Here is an 18,802-nt window from a genome sequence, read left to right on the forward strand (position 1 = left end):
AGCGCCTTGAGACGCTGCCGGTAACGGGGGCTTATAGCCCCAGAGCAAGCCACCCGTTTAACGGGTGGTTTTTGACTGTCGAATACGAAACTCAACCAAAAGGAGGCTCAGCGTTGATCACTTACACTTATTTCACCCAAGCCATTGTTGATAGCAAAACCCAACAGCCATCTGGCTATGAACTGTTATTACGGGCTTGGAATGCTGAGCAAAACGCTTGGTTACTACCACATGATTTCGAAATTACGGTTAAAATGCAAATGCGGATGATGAAACATGTGTTGCGGAATTTACCGATCAAAAATGTGTCGATCAACTTAACGGCTAAACAATTTGCCGCCGAAGATACCATGCAACAGCTGATCACGTTTGCTGGCCGCACGCCTGATTTGGGTAATTTGACTGTCGAACTTACTCAAGCACCAACGCTTGAAGAAATTCAAACGATCGGTCAACAATATCGCCAATCAGGGATCGGCTTAGCCTTAGATGATGTGGGCACAGATCTTGATGATTTTGAATTGGTCAAACAACTCACACCGCATGTGGATATGCTGAAGTATGCCTTGCAAAATATGCGTGATCTCGATCGTGTTGCCGAAGCGCCGACAGATATTCCGCGGTGGAAGGCCTTGGCAAATGACGCTGGCGTAGATTTCACGTTAGAAGGCATCGAGTCGTTTCAAGATGTACAATTGGCGCATCATTTGGGTATCAACTGGCTACAAGGCTTTTACTTCTCGCGCCCAGCTGAAAAGCTACAAACCTCAGAAAATACGCCACTATTATAGCGACTAAGCAAAAAGAGCCTGTCAATGGGCTCTTTTTATGTGGTTTGGACTTGCACCAACAATACTTGTCCACTAAACTATTAATCATTGAAACAATAGGAGGACCTCATGGAACTAGAAAACGAGCACAGCGTCGTCGAAGCGTTGTACCGCTTGAACACCTTGAATCAAGGCCACATTTTAAGTAAGCTGCGGGAACTGAGTTTAACGATCCACCAAGCACGGAGCTTATTATTCATCGCCAAACACCCACAAACCAGTCAAAAAAAGCTTGCTGATTATTTAGGGAAGCAAGATGCCACAGTTACCAACTTAGTGAAAGTGTTGGAACAGCGCGATTTGGTCTCACGGGCAGTTGTCGCTGGCAATGAACGTCAAAAAGCCGTGTCTCTTACCACCAAAGGCCAAGCTTTAGTGGTGAAGATCCACGGCGTTTTCCATGATCGTGAAGCCGCAGTGGAAAGTCTACTGACCACCACTGAGCACACCCAATTATTAAATTTATTGCATCGCTTAAGCCAAGAACTTAACGCATGATCAACGAGTTGGCACCACTGAGGTTCAGGTAATATAAAAAGGCGAGCAGCCCGTTGCCGATGAAGGAGATCACAATCAAGGCAAATGGTAAGGTGAAGACATGTGACCAAGTGTCAAAGTTGAACCGACCTTTGCGCTGTCCGCGATAGCCGAAGACAAAAATCAACAAAATAATGGTGAAAATGATCTGGACGCCGAAGCCTAAGCTAGTGGAAAAGTTGCCTTGGCGTTGCAAATATAAGCTACCAAACGCAAGGGCGTCAATGATCAAACTGAGAAGTGGCATAAATTAGCTCCTTAATAGGTGATAGTTGAAAAAGTCGATGGTATTTGGCATCGCCTGCGCAGTGTACCCACGCGCATGATGATGGCCAGGCATCACTTGAATGGTGACACTTTGACCAAGTCCTGCGGCTTTGCCTTGAAAACGCAAAGCATGCGACAAAGGTGCCAGTTCTTGTTGGCTATTGCAGATCAACGTCGGGGCGAGATTTTGATTCAACCCGACTAACGGATCCGCTTCAGCTAACAATTCTGGATCCAAGGCGCCAAGGTATGCTTGCAGCACATATTTGTAAAAGGCTGCTTCAGCCAATGGCTTAGGTCCAGTCGCCGCCACTGCTGCGCGCACAGTGGTGTGATCTTGTAGCCATGCGGCAAAGTCAAGCAAAGGGCTCCAAGCTACAGTGGGATAATGTCCCGCTTCATTTTGCATCAAGGCCATGGTCGCGCCAGCGGAAACCCCAAATAATCCGATGCGGTCGCGATCAAAATCGTAAGTTGATTGTTTTAACCACGTGCAAGCATTGGCTATATCATTTGGTGCATCAGGAAACCGGTGTACTGGCGACAGGCGGTAGTTGGGAATTGCCACCAAGTAACCAGCCGCGGCCAACTGTTGACCAATTTCGGCATCTTTGTGTTTATCGCCGCGAATCCAACCGCCACCATGCACATAAATGATCAGTGCTTGGTTTGGCTGATCTGGAAAATACAGATCCATTTTTTGTAAGGCATCGTTGCCATATGCAACATCTAGCAGTTCTGACATCATTCACCCTCCACAATAATTTAATTATACCGCGAGGGTGACGGTTAAACCAACCGTCTCAAGGAGGAGAAAATGCGATTCAGCTTTACCACCATAGCGCCTCGCAATACCACTGTTAAAGTCGCGTTAGCTGAACAAGGGGTCAGCCACCGGCTATTAAAAAAATTATTTGACGCACAGTTGGTTTGGGTCGATCACCAACGTCAAACGCATAATCGTGAAATTAAAGCAGGGGCGGTAGTGCGGTTTGAATTACCGGATGAAGGGCATGTGGCGTTGAGCGCCAAGCCTTTGGTTGTGGTGCAAGAGTTGGAGAATTGGGTGATCGTGAATAAACCTGCAGGCTTGGCCAGTGTGCCTGGTCCGAGTTCACCAGATGATTCGCTGCTTAATCGGGTTGCCGCCTGGTTACACGAACAAGGCTTCGAACATCCGCAACCAGCCATTATCACCAGACTTGATCGCGATACCACTGGCTTGGTGTTGGTGGCGAAGCATCCCTTTGCCCAAGGACGATTGGATGCTTTAGGGGTCAACGCCCAACTCACCAAACGTTATTTGGCCGTGGTCTCAGGGCAATTGCCGCAAAGTGGGCGCATCGAGGCGCCTTTGGCCAAAGCTAGCGATGGCATCCATCGAGAAGTCAATCCAAACGGGCAAAATGCGATCACCGATTATCAAGTCGTGACGCAAGGGGAGAACAACGCTTTGGTGCGGGTTCACTTGTTAACTGGCCGCACCCATCAGATCCGCGCGCATTTCGCTTATCTTGGCCATCCAGTGGTTGGGGATGCTTTGTACGGCGGCGATCTCAGTGAATTTTCGACGCAATTGCTACAAGCTAGCGAGTTAAGTTTTCAAGATCCCTTCACGCAAACGCAGATCACTGCGGCGTTGCCGATGCCAAAAGCTTGGCAGGCGGCCATCAAAAAAGCCGGAAATTAATTTTCCGGCTTTTTTGTACAATTATTTCGTTGGTTTTGGCTTCTTGGTGGAGGCTAAAGCCGGTTGATTTTGTAAATCGGTGCGAACCACTAACACGTCGCAAGTGGCGTTGCGGGTGACATATTCAGTGACACTGCCGATCAACAAACGTTCCACTGCATTTAAGCCGGTAGCACCGATCATGATCAAATCAATGTTGTGTTGTTTCGGCATATCGCGAGCGATAATGGTTTTTGGGGCACCATATTCAATGGTGTAGCTGACTTTTTGCAACCCAGCGTCTTTAGCTTGTTGCATGTATTTTTCCATGGTTTGCTTCGCGGTTTCGGTGACTTGTTCGACCATGGCGGAGTCAAAACTGGACACGTTTTGAAACGCGCGGGTGTCGACGGTGTGCACCATGAACAATTCCCCGTCGTTACGCTTGGCAACAGCGATCGCTTTTTCAAAAGCTAATTCAGATTCATAAGAGCCGTCGATCGCAACCAAAATGTGTTTGTATTGTTGTAACATGTCTATCACCTCTTAACTTTATTATAAGCCATTGAAGCGCTTTGTGAAAGCCGTTTACATATTGAGAAATTTTGGTAAGCGAGCGCCAAGTAATCCACCAGCCAAAGCGCCTAAGATCAAGGCTGCGATTTGCAACCACTGATTGGGGACAAACGCCGCAATCACGGCAATGATGCCGGCGACGATCAACAATAACGCGTAGTTGGATAAGGTTTTCCCGAGTTTTTCAGGAACGTCTTTCAAGGTTAAAAAATTGTGTTGACGATGGCCGAATAAATAGCCGGCTAAGGCAAATAATACCACTGCGTAAATCAACATGATGACAGTCATGACTGAGCTCCTTTAAATACACTTTAAATTCATTGTACCTGCCATCAGCCAGTGGGGCAACCGCAGTAAAAGGTTTGGCGCCACGAAAACCACGGCCCAGCAATTCTCACACTGGCCCGTGGTCCGTTACTTATCTCATTTGTTCCTTTGGCGCGCAAGAAACACGCCTTAGGGTGGTGCGGTATTATATCGAGGATTTCGTTCCCCGCCGGATCAGACAGGCAGAATCACCAGCTGCGCGAACTTGGATGGCTACCAAGATTATCCAAGCCTGTGGGCGGACTCCCACATGTTGCTCACTTACCCTGTGTTACCGTAGCTCGGATCGCGGTTTCGTCATGCGCACTCTGGGTAGTAGGACTTTGACTGCTGTCACCAACAGCCAAGGCGAGCGTACCAATGAAGGTCAAAGACTGCAAGCCAAGCTCGAGTCTCAACTACTTTGATCTTCGCGGAATTCACTATGATGGTATCATGACTTTAAAATAAATGCAACCAATCGGTCGAGAATATTTTTAAGTGCCAACTATTGCTTGATATTATCGCGTTTTCAATGAGTTTCACAATGTATACCAATTTTTAAATCGTTTATTTCTAAAATGAGGTCACTTGCCAACGAAGTCCATTTCCGCAGCCTCAGTTGATGACAAACCCGTCGATCGACAATAGTTGAAAAGTCAATTCGAAAGCACAAAAAAACCGGCCGAAGCCGGCTAAGTCGCGAAGACTTAAATGAAAGGCTAGTAGTACCGTTCTCTTCCCGTTCTGTTGAAACCCGCTAATAAGCAAGTGGGTCCAAACGTCCAAGGCGTTAGCGATTCAGTGAAAGAATCACACGGCATTGGGCTCTGATGGTCCCAAGGTCTCGAAACTGTTCGGTCAACTGAATTATGGGAAGCGCGCATACCTTAGGTGACTTCCATGGTTAAATCATAGCATGATATTTCTTGAGATGCAAGTCAGACCCCTGAGGTGAAACAGCGTGGCTTCAACATTGGTAGCGCTGTTTTCACTAACACTTTACCCCGCGATTGTCAATTTTTTCGCCCTTGGAGCTGATGGAGTTGCGCGAGCCGTTGGGCTAAGGCTTGCTCATACTTCCCAGTGGTTTTAGGCGTATAGTATTGGCGATCACGCAAGGTTTCTGGTAAATAGTCTTGCTTGACCCAATCGCCTGGATAGTCATGGGGGAATTTATAATCTACGCCATGGCCTAAGGCTGCAGCGCCTTTGTAATGGGCGTCTTTTAAAGCATCAGGGATCGCGCCAGAATGGCCTGCTTTGATATCTGCTAACGCTGCATCGATGGCGTCAATAGCGGTATTGGACTTTGGTGCCAAGCATAAGTCGATCACGGCGTTGGCTAAAGGAATGCGACCTTCTGGTAACCCGAGGCGCTCAGCGGCTTGAATGGCCGTTAAAGTGCGACTGGCAGTTTGTGGGTTCGCCAAGCCGATATCTTCATAAGCGATCACCAGCAATCGTCGCAAAATACTTGGTAAGTCGCCGATGGTGATCAACCGCGCTAAATAGTGAAGGGCAGCATCCACATCAGAGCCACGGATACTTTTTTGAAAAGCTGAGATCAAATCATAATGGGCATCGCCGTCAGCGTCGCCGTCGATAGCACGCTTTTGCAAACATTGATGCATGATCGTGTCTGTGATGGTGATGTGGCCATCGACTTCAGGCGTCGACAACACGGCTAACTCCAAAGCATTGAGTGCAGAACGCAAGTCACCATTCGTCGCATGGGTCAAAAATTCTCGCGCCGCTTTTTCCAAAATAACTGGATAATTGCCTAAGCCGCGAGTTTTATCCGCCAAAGCGCGGGTGACGGCTTGATCGATATCTTCAGCTGTCAGCGGAAATACTTGAAAGATCTGGGTCCGGCTGCGAATCGCAGGCAAAATACTCATATAAGGATTTTCAGTGGTGGCGCCAACTAACACAATGCGACCAGATTCCAAATGTGGCAACAAAAAATCTTGTTTGGTTTTGTCCAAGCGGTGAATTTCATCAAGTAGTAAAATCACGGTGCCAGACATTTTGGCTTCTTCGGCAACGATTTGAAGGTCTTTTTTGGTATCAGTTGCCGCATTTAAGGTCCGAAAGGCGTATTTTGTGGTGCCAGCGATCGCGCTAGCAATACTCGTTTTCCCAGTACCAGGCGGGCCATACAAAATCATCGAGCTCAGCCGTAAAGCTTGAACCATGCGGCGAATGATTTGACCTTCACCGACTAAATGTTGCTGGCCGACCACTTCATCCAAATTCTTCGGGCGCATCCGAAAGGCAAGCGGTTGTTGCATGATCATCCTCCTTTGATGATTTTTTTCCATCATAGCACAACTGGGCAAACTTGCATGTGACTGCCAGCGTGTTACGATAAGATGACAATGTAAAAAGGCGGATGATCAACGTGTACGACTATGGAAAAATGATCGATCAACTGAATTTGATCGGCTTATTACCTCAAACGCAACTGAAAATGACGGTGCAATTAGGACCAGCAGCTAAAAATTTACCGCGATCACCTTATTGGAAAACTGAGGCAAGCAACTTAGTGGTGACCTTACCATGGTCTAGTGACTTGCGGGAAACCACCCGTTTGCTGTCAGCGGTCAACGTGTCGCTGGAACGTTTGGGTCAAAATACGGAGCTGCAAGGTCAGCCTTTCACGTTGACTTGGGTATTGCCAGAGACTTTGATCCACAACGCTTTTTTAGCGATCGCTGATAATCAAAATGCCCCTAAATATCCAGAATTTCATAATGGGTGGTACCAACGCGAAAGCCTCGCTTGGCCAAAGGTACAACCACAGTTGCAACAAATGTTTGGGGTCGATCACGGCTTTGATTTAAGTTTATTAGGTCAAGCTATCGATCAAAAAGGGATCGTTGGCTTACAACTCCAGCAGGTGCCGATTTTAGCCAATACCTCAACTGGCAGCCAAACGACCAGTTTATTGTGGTTGCAAGCCGCATTGTGGGGGGTATTAGGCAATACGTTGCCTGATGATTTGGCGCAGTGGGGGACCCCGCGGTTGCTTGATCCTGAATCAGTCCGGGTGATTCAAAGCATGCAAGCTGGCAAGCGGCGACAAGTGCAAGCACCAGACGATGGGGTGCATTTAGCTGGGTATCCTCAATTGCGCTTAGATGATCAATTGTTATTGAGTGCCGCCTTAAAATTAGGGAAAAAAATCGCCGTGTTGGATGACACGACGCCAGTGTTAAAAATCGATGATCATGTGATTGCTGGCGGTGGGCTTGGCAATGACTATGCTGCTACCATTTTAGCGACGTCAAAGCCTGCAACTAAAGCACTTTTAGCTGAACGTCAATTACCGACGCCACCAGCTGCGGTATACACCAACTTGCCCCAAGCTTTACATGATTTTCATACGAGTTTTGCCCAAAAGGCGATCGCGATCAAACCAACCATCGGCCATGATGGCCAAGGGGTGCGGGTGTTCATGCTTCCACCTAGTGAAAGTGAATTTCGCCAAGCGTTCACGCAAGCCTTGCAATATGGGCCAGTATTGATCGAAGCTTATGCCAAAGGCGCTGCTTATCGCTTATTTGTTCAAGATCAACAAGTGGTCGCGGCGATGGAAGTGACGCCTGCCAATGTCGTTGGCGATGGTCGTCGCAGTATTGCCGCATTAGTCAGTCATAAGAATTTGCGTCGGCCTTTAGGGTGGCAACCTGTCGTGTTAGACGAACCTGCGCAAGCGATGTTAAAGGCGCAAGGGGTGACTGCAGATCAAGTGATCCCTCGTGGCCATCAAGTGTTGTTGCGAGCAGCGTCAAATACCCGCTTTGGTGCCGACGGCTATGATGTCACTGACGACTTAGAAGCCGGCTACAAAAAGCTTGCGGTGCAAGCAGCGCAAGCTTTGAATTTGCAAATTGCTGGCGTTGATATGGTGATCGCCAATTTATATCAAGCTTATGATCCCACCAAAGCTGATCAAGCCGAGATCCTCAGTGTCACTGGTACTCCAGCAATTTGGCCACATGCGGTTGCACAAATGGGCAAAAAGCGTGATTTAGCCACCGGTTTAGTGATGCGCCTTGGTTGAATCTGGGGTGAGAGCGCGAGCAACGTTTAACGTGCCAGCCAGAGATTCACGTAAGACTTTACGTTGATTTTGTGATAATTTCTGGCCTGCAAGCGTGGGTTGGCTGCCATTGTCATCAAGTTCCGAGAGTAAATGGGCCAGTTGCGTATCCACGTCGGCTAACATTGGTGTGGCACGATGTTCGGTGCGACCTAATAAATAATCTAATGACACACTGAAATAATCTGCTAAATGCCGTTTGGTTTCATCATCAGGTTCGCGCACCCCTTGTTCATAAGAAGAATAAGCGGATGCAGAGATCCCTAATGACTGCGCGAGGTCGACTTGGCGTAACCCTTTGTGCTCAGTGCGAAGTTGTTTTAACCGTTCTGCGTTCATAAAAAATTTCACCTCATTAATGCTAGCTTACAATACAAAATGTATAGTTGAAAGAAAACCACAATTAGGGCATTTTTCAGTTGACGTTGCACTTATTGTGACGTAATTTTGTAGTAAGCGGATACGAGATTGGAGTGAACCGGATGCGCGATTGGCTGATCGCGAAGCGGAAGGCAAAGGGGATGACCCAACGTCAATTCGCTTCACTGCTAGGAATTCCGGTGAGTACGCTAGCTGCCTATGAACAAGCGGCGCGCACACCGACAGTTGCCCGGGCCAAGGCCTTGGCGAAGAAGTTAGATGTTGCTTGGGAACAATTCTTCGATCCGAATCATCAATGAGAAACTGGCTAGTGCAATTGCACTAGCCAGTTTTTAACTTAGGAGAAATGATCAAACCAGTGGCGCTTGGCTGGTTTGTCATCCACTTGAGGGATCGGTAAACTAATGTCTTCATGATCGATGGCTTGTTGGTTGACGACCAATAAGAAGAAGCGTTTGGCATCGAGGCTTGCGGTGTCATCATTCACCAAAGTAAACGCCAAGCCTTGCGCTTTGATTGCTTTCATATAAGGGGCAGTTTTTGACATATCGACTTTACCATTGAGCAAGACTTTGTAAGTGGGGTCTTGGGCATAGGTCTTTAACGCCGTGACAAATGCTGGTAACGTCGTGTCAGCTTGTAATTGTTGATTCGTGATCGCCAAAGCTACCCGTTCTCTTAGCGAGCCTAAATAGAGTCGGCGTTGATCAGGTAAGGTTTGCGGGGTGCCGTTGAGATTTTGCATCAAGCGGTCAGTTGGGTCTTGTTCTGACAAGATAATCCCTCCATATGGTATCATATACCCAGATTGTAACACGTCGTTCAGGAGGTTTGTAGATGTTTAAGGAAACCGATTTCAATGTCTTTGATGATCAAACCTTAAATGGCCGGTTGACCCGCATTCGCCGGGACTTAGATCCGAAATTTGAACAAGCTGGCACCGCATTGGTAAACCGCGCCCAAACCAGGTCAGGTGATCTTTTATATTTGCACATTGCCAAACATGCCCGCCGACATAAAAACCCGCCTGTTGACACGTGGCTAGCTTTGTCGACCAGTGCCCGAGGTTATAAAATGTTGCCCCATATCGAATTAGGCTTTTGGGATGATCGCTTGTTTTTATGGTTGGCAGTTTTGCAAGAAGCCAAGTCGCTTTTTCCTGATTTGTCAGGACTTTCATCAACTGTTTTACAGTTGCCTGCAGATTTTCAATTATCTGGTGATCATACAGATAAAACTGGCGCTTGCGCGTTGACGCCTGCTCATTTAACGCTACAAAATGACCGTTATCAAACGGTCAAGCGTGGGGAATGGTTAGTTGGGAAAACTTATTTGCGGACTGATCCGTTGTGGCAAACACCTGAAGCTTTGTGGGTTGATATTGTCGAACACTTCGACCAATTGCTTCCGATTTATCGTCACCTCCAGTAAAAAACGGTCTGCCGCCATTTGGCGCAGACCGTTTGATGTTACTCATAGGAGAAGAAATCCCCGGCTTTGATCAATGCCTGAACAAAATCAGGAACGGTTTCCGTGCGATTCCAATCACGTTGCCACTCACAAGCGAGTTGCGCGTTGGTGATCAACTGTGCGCCGGCTTGTTGAATCCGCCGTAATGCAGTCTCATGGGCAATCGTGCTGGTTCCACCGACAGCATCAACCACAGGATACACATCATATCCTGATTGCAAGGCATCAAGGGTCGGAAAGGCTAAACATGCTTCAGTCCACAATCCAACGATCACTAGATTCGTACGCCCAGTGGCTGCGACGGCCTCCACAAAATCTTTATCTTCCCAAGCATTGATGTTAGTGCGATCATAACTGGTCACGCCTGGCATCAATTTTTTCAATGCTGGGATGGTGTCTTCATTGCGGCCTGTTTCAACATTGACCGTGGATAAGACGATCGGGACATGAAAACTTTGGGCCAGTTGAATCGTCATGGCCACATTTTTGATCAAGGTAGGATGGGCAATGCTTTGGATCGAATTGATTTGCGTCGGTTGATAGTCGATCACCAACAATGCCGCATTTTCAGGGGTCAATAAGTTGTCAGTGCGCGGATCGCGTCTTGGAAAACTGGTCATCAGATACCTCCATTTAAACCAATGCAACAGCCAACGCCCATAGGCTACACCTGAATGGTAAAATTGGGAAATTTGAAGCAAAAAACCACCGCCGAATTCGGCGGTGGTCAATTTACAGTTCTGGGAACCAAATTTTGATTTCACGCTCAGCACTTTCAAGAGAATCTGAGGAGTGCACCACATTTTTGATCGGTTGTTGCCCCCAAGCGCGCGCAAAGTCGCCGCGGATGGTGCCAGGCATTGCATCTTCAGGCTTGGTAGGACCGGCCATTTTACGAAATGATTCGATCACATCAGTCCCTGTGGCGACGATCGCGACCATTGGGGTTTCCATCATGAACGTTTCAATGCCAGGATAAAACGGCTTGTCGACCAGTTGCGCGTAATGTGCTTGCAACAACGCCGGGGTCGCTTGGATCACTTTCAAAGCGGTGATGGTAAAGCGGCGGTTTTCCAAACGGGTGATCACTTCTCCGATATGGCCAGCTTTCACGCCATCTGGCTTGACTAAGATCAATGTAGATTCTTCTGACATAACGTCCTCCTCAAAACTTCGGTACCTTTAGTTTACATTTTCGAGGACTTTTTTTCCAGTTGTTACAGAAAATTGTCAATGAAAAAAGCCGACTGTTTAGTCGGCTTTTGAATCGGTAGGTTGAGATTGAGGATGCAAGATGCGATAAGTGGCGGCTTCGGCTTCATCGTAAACTGATTCTGGACCATTAGGACCATTGGTGATGATCAATTCATAGCCGTAGTGATCTAAAAAGGTCAACTTTTCAGTGCTGATGCCAGTGACGTGGCCAGGCAACACGCGGCCATCGATTTTAATGTCGAGCTCAGGGCTGATGCTCAATTGATGTGATTTGGTGGTGACTTCATCTAAAAACCCGAAGTTGCCGGTGTAGGTTTGGGCTAAGGCCAGTGCCGGATTAGCTTTGGGCTTGTGCAGATGATCGACCATTTGCGTTAAACTTCGCATAAAATTGTGAACTGGTCTGGCCATTTGCCTTGCCTCCTCAAAAATTGATTAACTAAATTCATCATAACACGTTGTTGACGCAAACTGATTACAAATGGCTGACACTAATAAGACAAATCATACGAAACTTTGTTATGATAGAGACAATACGACGAAAGAAGGGTTTGCCATGTTATTGGGGACGATCGGCACCAACTGGATCACCAAACAATTTATTCAAGCCGCAGAGCAAACTGGACAGTTTGAATTGGCAGCGGTTTACTCCAGACATGTTGCCACTGGCGCTGCGCTAGTCGATAGTTTCGGTCACGGTCAAGTCTTTACCGATTTTGGAGACTTTTTGGCCAGCGATGTGTCAGTAATCTATATTGCTAGCCCCAATGCGTTGCATGCCCAACAAGCCATCGCCGCCATCAATGCTGGCAAACATGTTTTAGTGGAGAAGCCACTGGTCACACACCCTAGTCAACTCGCTGCGATTCAATTTGCTTTAGATGCACATCCTGAAGTGATGTTGTTTGAAGCGATGCGGCAACTGTATGATCCTAACTTTGCGGTGATTTCAGACTTGATCGCCAAGCATCCAGTCAGCGGGGCGACGTTAACTTATATGAAGTATTCTTCGCGCTTTGATGCTTACTTAGCAGGTGAGGATCCCAATATTTTCACCACGAAGTTTGCTGGTGGGGCATTGATGGACCTTGGGGTATACTTAGTGAGTTCGGCAGTTGCTTGGTTTGGGATGCCGCAAAGCGCGACTTATCTGCCACATCTTTTAGCCAGTGGTGTTGACGGGGATGGCGTCGCTCGCCTGCAATATCCAGATTTTGATGTGGTGTTGCGCATGGGTAAAACCACCAACGCGCATGCTGCCTCTGAAATTTACTTTGGCCGCGACACGTTAAGTTTTGATTCCCCAGGCGAGTTGAATGATTTGACTTGGTTAAGTGCCCGATCACCAAAGTCTTTGTCAGTTCCGCATGCGGATAATCCAATGATCGAAGAAGCCACTTTCTTTGCTCAGGCGCTTTTGACTGATGATCACGCAGCGTTTGAAAAACAATGGCGTTTAGCGCAACAAGTCCATCAGGTGATGGGGCAACTGCGCCAAGGCACAAACTTGATTTTTGATACTGATCCAAAATAGGAGAAAATATTGATAGCAGAAGCATTTCGCCCTTTGTGGCAAGCCGCTGGTTTCGACCAGCCGACTCAGATCCAAGATGCGGTATACCAACCGCTGAAACAAGATGTGAACGTGGTGGGCTTAGCGCCAACTGGTTCAGGTAAAACCTTAGCGTTTGGCTTACCACTTCTTGAAAAAATGGTCCCAGGTGATGGCATCCAATTGTTGATCTTGTCGCCGTCACAAGAACTGGCGATCCAAACCCGCAATGTCTTGCAGCCATATGCTAAGGCAGTCGGCTTGCGGGTGATCGGGGTGACGGGTAACGCCAACGTTAAACGCCAAAAAGAACAACTTAAAACCCATCCAGAAGTCGTGGTCGGCACTGCCGGTCGCTTAGTGGAATTAGCTAACGCCGGGACATTGAAGTTGCATACCTTGCAAACCATTGTGGTGGATGAAGCCGATGAATTATTGCGTGAACCAGGCCTTGATCAAGTCCGCGCGTTGACAATGGCGAGTCCTGCAGAAACGCAAATGGGCTTTTTCTCAGCGACAGCTAGCCCGATGCTTGCTGAATTAGACAAGTGGTTTGGCATCGAAGCCCAAACTATCGATGTTCGCAAAACTGATCATACCCAAGGTGCTGTCCAACATTTATTTGTCCAAACCGACAATGCCCATCGCGTCGAATGGTTGCGGGCGTTGGCCCATTTAGATGATTTCCAAGCGTTAGTGTTCTTCAATAATAACGGTCAACTGGAAAAAGTCGCCAGCATTTTACACCATCAAGCGGTGAAATATGCGGTGTTATCTCGCAATGACCGCAGTATCAACCGGGCGAATGCGCTAGCGGCCTTTCGTAAACATAAAGTCACCTTATTGTTGGTCACAGACCTCGCTGGTCGCGGCTTAGATCTCAAAAAGTTGCCTGCAGTGGTTAACTTTGGGGCCCCAAAGCGAGCAGAAGCCTACATTCATCGCGCCGGCCGTACTGGTCGCATGGGGAACTCTGGTTATGTGGTCACGTTAGGTGATGATCACGATCGCCGCGACTTGAAGAAATTAGTGCCACAATATGACCTACGCCGCGGGTATTTGGTAGATGGCAAGTTAACCACTGAAGCGCCTAAGGCCAAACCTAAAGTGGCAACACCTGCAACCAAGCCAAGTGCTGATCAACCAGTGGTCGAACGCAAGGCACGCATTGCCGCACCAGCACCAAAGCCGGTGGTAAAGCACAAGAAGAAACGCTTGCGTGATCGCAAAAACAAAGGCAAACATACTGCCAAGTAGAATCCGGGGGGAACATTAATGAAATTAACACGTACATTGGATTGTCCAGCCAGCTATTTTTACACGAAAGTGATTGATTCGGTTTTATATGATATCAAACAAAATACTGGCGAAAGTTTGAAGCCAGCGGCATTGCAAGGCTATGAATATCGTAAAATGGTCGGCGGCAAAATGAATGCGCATATTAAGATCACCAAAAATGTGGTCAATCGTGAGTATGCTTTTGAAACTGAAATGACCAGCGGCAGTTATTCAGTCGCTTATGATATTCAAGAAACTCAAGATGGCAAAGTGCAAGTGACTTATCAAGAAGGCAGTCAGTTCAACAGCATGATGCGTGACTTCAATCAAAAGCTCATGATGTTGTTGTTAGGTCACAGCCGCAAAAAGTCTTTGATCAAAATGCTTGATCAAATCGCTGCCAGTTACCACCAAGCCTAAACATCAAAAAAGTGAGGATCGAAAGGGGCTCTTCCCGGATCGATCCTCACTTTTTAGTTGTGTCGATGCAGCAGGTGAGACTCGAACTCACTACCTACAGTTTAGGAAACTATTGCTCTATCCAGGTGAGCTACTGCTGCAAACTCACTCAATTATACGTGGAGAATGTCGCAGGTGCAACTTTGCCGCGTTTAAAAAAATCTGTGAAGGGTGGTTTTCTTCAAAAATAAATAAAAAAACGCCTAGATTCGCCCAGGCGCCTGAATCATGGTTTAATGTAAGCAAAGCCTTCGTGTTGGCGTTTAACCAATTCAACGACGCCAGAAGCCACGACTTCTAAACCGCCTTGCAATTGATCTTGCGTGATCCCACGTTGCCGCAATGAATTCGCACAAACTGCGATATTGACATCGCGAGCCAACAAGCATAAATCGATATCGCTTTGACTAGTGGCTTGAACCACTGCTTCGCCATTGATCAAAATCTCCAAGCTAGAGTTATCGCTTTGGGCTTGGAGCCACTCTTGATAATGTTGCACGTTACTCAACAATACTGGCCATTTACTTGGTTCATCAATATGAAAGATCACGTCCATCAATAATGCCCCCTGATCGATTTGCCTTCATCATAGCATAATAATTTTATAAAAACCGTTTTCAATTGCATGACATGAAATTGTGACATCATCGAAAGGAGTCATTTATGGAAATTGTTCAAACTGCAGGTTTTACGCTAGCGATTCTCGTGATTGCTAGCTTGGTGTTATCATGGCTTAATGCGATGACGATCCAACAAGTGGTCAATCGTACTGGCAAGGCCAATAGTCAACTGTGGCTGATGAAACCAGGCATCTTGGTTCATGAGTTGCTACATGCCATAGTCGGTTGGTTGTTCGGCGTTGGCATCAGTGGCTTTTCAATGCGGCCAGACCAAGACTCTGCGGCCCATGTGACCTTCAACTATAATCGCCATTCATTGCGACAACGCTTGGGTGTTGGTTTAGCAAGTGCGGCACCTGTGTGGGGGATCGGGGGGATTTTATTGGCAGTCGGTAAACGCGCATGGTTTCACAATGTTCCTTTCTCTGCGTTGTTAAACGTTGGTCCACAGCCAGATTGGCCTTGGGTGATCGGTTGGAGCTTGCTAACCATTTTATTAACTTTCGGGGCAAGTTTATCGCCACAAGATCTCAAAAACACGTTGATCGGCTTACCAATCGTTGTGATCTTGTTGGGATTAGCCGCGCTGTTAACGGCATGGCTGTGGCCTGCGGGGATAACGATTTGGAGGCAAGCTAACATTTTGTTGTCGGCGGTGGTGGTGATCATGGCCGTGATCGCGATGGTGGTGAATCGTTTATTGGCCCTTTTCTAGTCAACGGACAGATTCGCGTCGGTGTCCGTTGTATTGTGAATTTGGTCACTTATACTGAAGGAGTAAATTATTCAGGAGGCAACATCTATGAAAACCAACTTTGATTTCTTAATGCCAAGTGTGAACTTCTTTGGCCCCGGCGTTATTGCTAAAATCGGCGAACGCGCTAAAATGCTGAATATGACCCATCCTTTAGTGGTGACTGATAAATTTCTAGCTGGCGTCGCTGATGGCCCAGTTGAACAAACCTTAAATTCACTGCAAGTAGCTGGTGTCACTTACAGCATTTATGACGGTGTCGAACCAAATCCAAAAGTCCGTAATATTCAAGCAGCCAAAGCGCAGTATTTAGCTGAGAACTGTGATTCGATCATCACTGTTGGTGGCGGCTCTGCCCATGATACTGGTAAAGGGACAGGCATTATTTTGACTAACGGGGATGATATCACCAAATTAGCTGGTATCGAAACGCTAGAAAATGCTTTGCCACCATTAATTGCGGTTAACACCACTGCCGGCACCGGCTCTGAATTAACGCGCCATTGTGTGATCACCAATGAAGAAACACATTTGAAGTTTGTTGTGGTCTCATGGCGCAACATTCCATTGGTTTCGTTCAACGACCCATCTTTACAATTAGATGTGCCAGCTAAATTGACGGCGGCGACGGGGATGGATGCTTTTGTGCAAGCCATCGAACCATATGTGTCTACCAATCGCAACAGCATCACAGATGGCCAATGCTTACAAGCCATCAAGTTGATCGAAAAAAACTTGCGTGAAGCTGTGGCCAATGGCCATAACTTGGAAGCTCGCTCTGGGATGGTCGAAGCCGAAATGTTAGCAGGGATGGCGTTCAACAACGCTGACCTCGGTTACGTTCATGCGATGGCGCATCAACTCGGCGGTCAATATGATGCCCCTCATGGCGTATGCTGTGCGCTGTTGCTGCCAATTGTCGAAGAATTCAACATCATTGCCTGCCCAGAACGCTTCCGTGATTTAGCGATCGCAATGGGTGAGAATGTCGATGGTTTATCTGTTCGTGACGCCGCAGAATTGTCGATCAAAGCGATGCGTCAAATGTCACAAGACGTCGGTATCCCAACGTCAATCAAAGCCTTAGGGGCAAAGCCTGAAGATTTTGAATTAATGGCTGAGAATGCGTTAAAAGATGGCAATGCCTTTTCCAACCCACGCAAAGCGACGAAGGCACAAATCGTCGAATTGTTCCAAAAAGCTTACGACGCCGAATAATCATCGCAATGAAAAACCGCTTGACTCCCAATGGGGGATCAAGCGGTTTTTGTATGCAGGCGAACAGTATAGGTGAGACCAAATGAAGCGGCTAAGAAAATCACGACGACCAAGTAAGGCACATGATAGTTCCAATCTAACAAGGCGCTGGAGATCAATGGTCCGACGATGTTCCCAACGGAAGTCAACGACATGTTCAAACCGTTGATCACCCCTTGATTGTCGCGACTTTGCTTGGTCAACAACGTGGTAATCGCCGGTCGCAACAAGTCAAAGGCGGTAAAGGCGATCAACGTGGCCACCGTGACTGCCCACTTGGCATGAGTGACAAGGATCCAAGCGACAGCAGCAGAGCTGGCAAAAAAAGCGATTCGCGTTAATTTGATTTCTCCTAACCAAATGATCAAACGGTCAAAAAACAAGACTTGTATGGTCAATGAGATGATCCCATTTAAGGTTAATACCAAAGCGATGTCATTTAACGTGAAGTGGAAAACTTCATTCACGAAAATACTATAAATACTTTCAAACCCTTGCAGGCCAAAGCTCGATACTAAGATCAACGTGAATAACATCACCATTGGCCCTGTTAACACGGTTTTCCAATCGGCAGAGGCTTGAGGGAGGGTCAAAGTATCTTGGAATTTTTCCAGTTTACGATCGTCAGGTAACCAGAAAATCGTTGCCAACATTCCTGCAAGGCCTAAACCAGCTGCAAACCAAAATGGCGTTTTATACCCGTAATTTGCTAAGATCCCTGAAAGCCCAGGCCCTAAGATCAACCCACCAGATAATGCGGCGGATAACCAACCGATCACTTTTGCTCGCTGGCGGTGATCGGTGACATCAGCAGCCAATGCCTGTGCTGTCGGCATATACATCCCTGCTGCTAACCCACCGATGATTCGTGAAAGGTCAAACATGTACAAATGATTCGTCAAGGCGAACAAGACTTCTGAAATGGCAAATAGTGCGAGGCCACCGATCAAAATCGGTTTGCGGCCGAGCTTATCACTCATGCGGCCAATGATCGGGCTGGTGACGAACTGCGTTAAGGCATAAAGCGAGGACATGATCCCCATATCTAACGCGCTAAGGTGTAAGTCGTTTTTGATGAAAGGCATCACTGGCCAAATCAAACTCATGCCGAGTAACATCAAAAACTCACTAAAAATCAAAATCGCGATGGTACGTTTAACCGGACGAGACATATTAACCTCCTATATGAATGAATACATAAAGAAAATTCTAACATAATTTACCATCGAATTGCTATGTGTTGACGTGAGGTGACTTGAACAGCGTTGTTTTCGTCTCAACAGCAATTTGCGACGCCATCGGATTTATCGAAAGATAGCTAAACAGCGGGGAACAATACGGTGATACACTAAGCATGCGAATACAGGCATCAACAACGTTATGATGGGATTTGAGTGATCGTCAAAGCGCTGAGAATGGATCAGGAGTAGGTATTTCAATCAACAGTTAGCAGACGGTCACTGCCAAGCACAATATTTTTCGCGACGCTACTGCCTTCATCGCGATTCTGGAGACTGTTGCAC

General features: G+C 47.1%; 23 protein-coding genes and 1 tRNA gene. 11 read left to right on the top strand and 13 right to left on the bottom strand.

Features of this window, described 5'->3' with window-relative positions:
* On the top strand, positions 1–791 hold a 791-nt coding region (locus tag EKM92_RS12345), incomplete at its 5' end, for an EAL domain-containing protein (protein ID WP_225420809.1).
* Positions 792–899: 108 nt separating this feature from the next.
* Complete coding sequence (locus tag EKM92_RS12350) at positions 900–1,328, top strand: MarR family winged helix-turn-helix transcriptional regulator (RefSeq protein WP_125711247.1); 429 nt, start codon at positions 900–902, stop codon at positions 1,326–1,328.
* Here EKM92_RS12350 and EKM92_RS12355 read toward each other — a convergent pair.
* Positions 1,318–1,614: a hypothetical protein gene (locus EKM92_RS12355; RefSeq protein ID WP_125711249.1), complete on the bottom strand. Its 297-nt coding sequence runs from the start codon at positions 1,612–1,614 to the stop codon at positions 1,318–1,320. The two genes, EKM92_RS12350 and EKM92_RS12355, sit on opposite strands and share 11 nt — an antisense overlap.
* 3 nt (positions 1,615–1,617) lie before the next feature.
* Complete coding sequence (locus tag EKM92_RS12360) at positions 1,618–2,379, bottom strand: alpha/beta hydrolase (RefSeq protein WP_164510000.1); 762 nt, start codon at positions 2,377–2,379, stop codon at positions 1,618–1,620.
* Between the two features lie 72 nt (positions 2,380–2,451).
* Here EKM92_RS12360 and EKM92_RS12365 point away from each other — a divergent pair, with 72 nt between their 5' ends.
* A complete protein-coding gene (locus EKM92_RS12365) occupies positions 2,452–3,324 on the top strand; it encodes an RluA family pseudouridine synthase (RefSeq protein ID WP_125711253.1) in 873 nt (290 codons plus the stop codon).
* Positions 3,325–3,345: 21 nt separating this feature from the next.
* On the opposite strand, the gene EKM92_RS12370 is transcribed toward EKM92_RS12365, so the two are convergent.
* The 3 genes from EKM92_RS12370 to EKM92_RS12380 form a co-directional block, all read right to left on the bottom strand.
* Positions 3,346–3,837: a universal stress protein gene (locus EKM92_RS12370; protein WP_125711255.1), complete on the bottom strand. Its 492-nt coding sequence runs from the start codon at positions 3,835–3,837 to the stop codon at positions 3,346–3,348.
* Positions 3,838–3,891: 54 nt separating this feature from the next.
* Entirely contained in the window at positions 3,892–4,167 is a 276-nt protein-coding gene (locus EKM92_RS12375; RefSeq protein ID WP_125711257.1) for a hypothetical protein, read from the bottom strand.
* 1,034 nt (positions 4,168–5,201) lie between these two features.
* Positions 5,202–6,479, bottom strand: coding sequence for a replication-associated recombination protein A (locus EKM92_RS12380; RefSeq protein WP_125711259.1), 1,278 nt, complete (start codon positions 6,477–6,479; stop codon positions 5,202–5,204).
* Positions 6,480–6,589: 110 nt separating this feature from the next.
* Here EKM92_RS12380 and EKM92_RS12385 point away from each other — a divergent pair, with 110 nt between their 5' ends.
* A complete protein-coding gene (locus EKM92_RS12385; protein WP_125711261.1) occupies positions 6,590–8,254 on the top strand; it encodes a hypothetical protein in 1,665 nt (554 codons plus the stop codon).
* Here EKM92_RS12385 and EKM92_RS12390 read toward each other — a convergent pair.
* Positions 8,234–8,632, bottom strand: coding sequence for a helix-turn-helix domain-containing protein (locus EKM92_RS12390; protein WP_125711263.1), 399 nt, complete (start codon positions 8,630–8,632; stop codon positions 8,234–8,236). The two genes, EKM92_RS12385 and EKM92_RS12390, sit on opposite strands and share 21 nt — an antisense overlap.
* Positions 8,633–8,775: 143 nt before the next feature.
* On the opposite strand from EKM92_RS12390, the gene EKM92_RS12395 reads away from it, so the two are divergent.
* Positions 8,776–8,973, top strand: coding sequence for a helix-turn-helix transcriptional regulator (locus EKM92_RS12395; RefSeq protein ID WP_125711265.1), 198 nt, complete (start codon positions 8,776–8,778; stop codon positions 8,971–8,973).
* 38 nt (positions 8,974–9,011) lie between these two features.
* On the opposite strand, the gene EKM92_RS12400 is transcribed toward EKM92_RS12395, so the two are convergent.
* Positions 9,012–9,449, bottom strand: a complete 438-nt coding sequence (locus EKM92_RS12400; protein ID WP_164510001.1) for a YueI family protein — start codon at positions 9,447–9,449, stop codon at positions 9,012–9,014.
* 62 nt (positions 9,450–9,511) lie between these two features.
* Here EKM92_RS12400 and EKM92_RS12405 point away from each other — a divergent pair, with 62 nt between their 5' ends.
* Entirely contained in the window at positions 9,512–10,105 is a 594-nt protein-coding gene (locus tag EKM92_RS12405) for a DUF1054 family protein (protein ID WP_125711269.1), read from the top strand.
* A gap of 38 nt (positions 10,106–10,143) precedes the next feature.
* Here the strand turns inward: EKM92_RS12405 and EKM92_RS12410 are convergent, their stop codons facing one another.
* From EKM92_RS12410 to EKM92_RS12420, 3 genes are all read right to left on the bottom strand, one after another.
* Positions 10,144–10,764, bottom strand: a complete 621-nt coding sequence (locus EKM92_RS12410; RefSeq protein WP_125711271.1) for a hydrolase — start codon at positions 10,762–10,764, stop codon at positions 10,144–10,146.
* A gap of 112 nt (positions 10,765–10,876) precedes the next feature.
* Positions 10,877–11,299, bottom strand: a complete 423-nt coding sequence (gene ndk, locus EKM92_RS12415) for a nucleoside-diphosphate kinase (protein ID WP_125711273.1) — start codon at positions 11,297–11,299, stop codon at positions 10,877–10,879.
* A 96-nt stretch (positions 11,300–11,395) separates the two neighbouring features.
* Positions 11,396–11,770 carry a DUF4828 domain-containing protein gene (locus tag EKM92_RS12420; RefSeq protein ID WP_125711275.1) on the bottom strand — a complete coding sequence of 125 codons (375 nt, stop codon included), beginning with the start codon at positions 11,768–11,770 and terminating at the stop codon, positions 11,396–11,398.
* Between the two features lie 145 nt (positions 11,771–11,915).
* On the opposite strand from EKM92_RS12420, the gene EKM92_RS12425 reads away from it, so the two are divergent.
* Genes EKM92_RS12425 through EKM92_RS12435 form a run of 3 tightly spaced genes read left to right on the top strand, consistent with a single transcriptional unit; the run spans position 11,916 to position 14,609 of the window.
* Positions 11,916–12,893 (top strand): Gfo/Idh/MocA family protein, encoded by a 978-nt coding sequence (locus tag EKM92_RS12425; protein ID WP_125711277.1) that lies wholly within the window; start codon positions 11,916–11,918, stop codon positions 12,891–12,893.
* A 6-nt stretch (positions 12,894–12,899) separates the two neighbouring features.
* Positions 12,900–14,168, top strand: coding sequence for a DEAD/DEAH box helicase (locus tag EKM92_RS12430; RefSeq protein ID WP_125711279.1), 1,269 nt, complete (start codon positions 12,900–12,902; stop codon positions 14,166–14,168).
* Positions 14,169–14,186: 18 nt separating this feature from the next.
* Complete coding sequence (locus EKM92_RS12435; protein ID WP_125711282.1) at positions 14,187–14,609, top strand: DUF3284 domain-containing protein; 423 nt, start codon at positions 14,187–14,189, stop codon at positions 14,607–14,609.
* A 66-nt stretch (positions 14,610–14,675) separates the two neighbouring features.
* Here the strand turns inward: EKM92_RS12435 and EKM92_RS12440 are convergent.
* Positions 14,676–14,749: transfer RNA gene (locus tag EKM92_RS12440), tRNA-Arg, on the bottom strand.
* Positions 14,750–14,874: 125 nt separating this feature from the next.
* Complete coding sequence (locus EKM92_RS12445; RefSeq protein ID WP_125711284.1) at positions 14,875–15,204, bottom strand: DsrE family protein; 330 nt, start codon at positions 15,202–15,204, stop codon at positions 14,875–14,877.
* A 107-nt stretch (positions 15,205–15,311) separates the two neighbouring features.
* Between EKM92_RS12445 and EKM92_RS12450 the strand changes: the two genes are divergently transcribed.
* Together EKM92_RS12450 and EKM92_RS12455 are read left to right on the top strand one after the other, a co-directional pair.
* Complete coding sequence (locus tag EKM92_RS12450; RefSeq protein ID WP_125711287.1) at positions 15,312–15,983, top strand: zinc metalloprotease; 672 nt, start codon at positions 15,312–15,314, stop codon at positions 15,981–15,983.
* Positions 15,984–16,070: 87 nt separating this feature from the next.
* Positions 16,071–17,240 (top strand): iron-containing alcohol dehydrogenase, encoded by a 1,170-nt coding sequence (locus tag EKM92_RS12455; RefSeq protein ID WP_125711288.1) that lies wholly within the window; start codon positions 16,071–16,073, stop codon positions 17,238–17,240.
* A 38-nt stretch (positions 17,241–17,278) separates the two neighbouring features.
* On the opposite strand, the gene EKM92_RS12460 is transcribed toward EKM92_RS12455, so the two are convergent.
* On the bottom strand, positions 17,279–18,451 hold the full coding sequence (locus tag EKM92_RS12460; protein ID WP_125711290.1) for an MFS transporter: 1,173 nt from the start codon (positions 18,449–18,451) through the stop codon (positions 17,279–17,281).
* Positions 18,452–18,802: the final 351 nt, after the last annotated feature.

The organism is Lacticaseibacillus porcinae (assembly GCF_003946305.1).
Classification (GTDB): domain Bacteria; phylum Bacillota; class Bacilli; order Lactobacillales; family Lactobacillaceae; genus Lacticaseibacillus; species Lacticaseibacillus porcinae.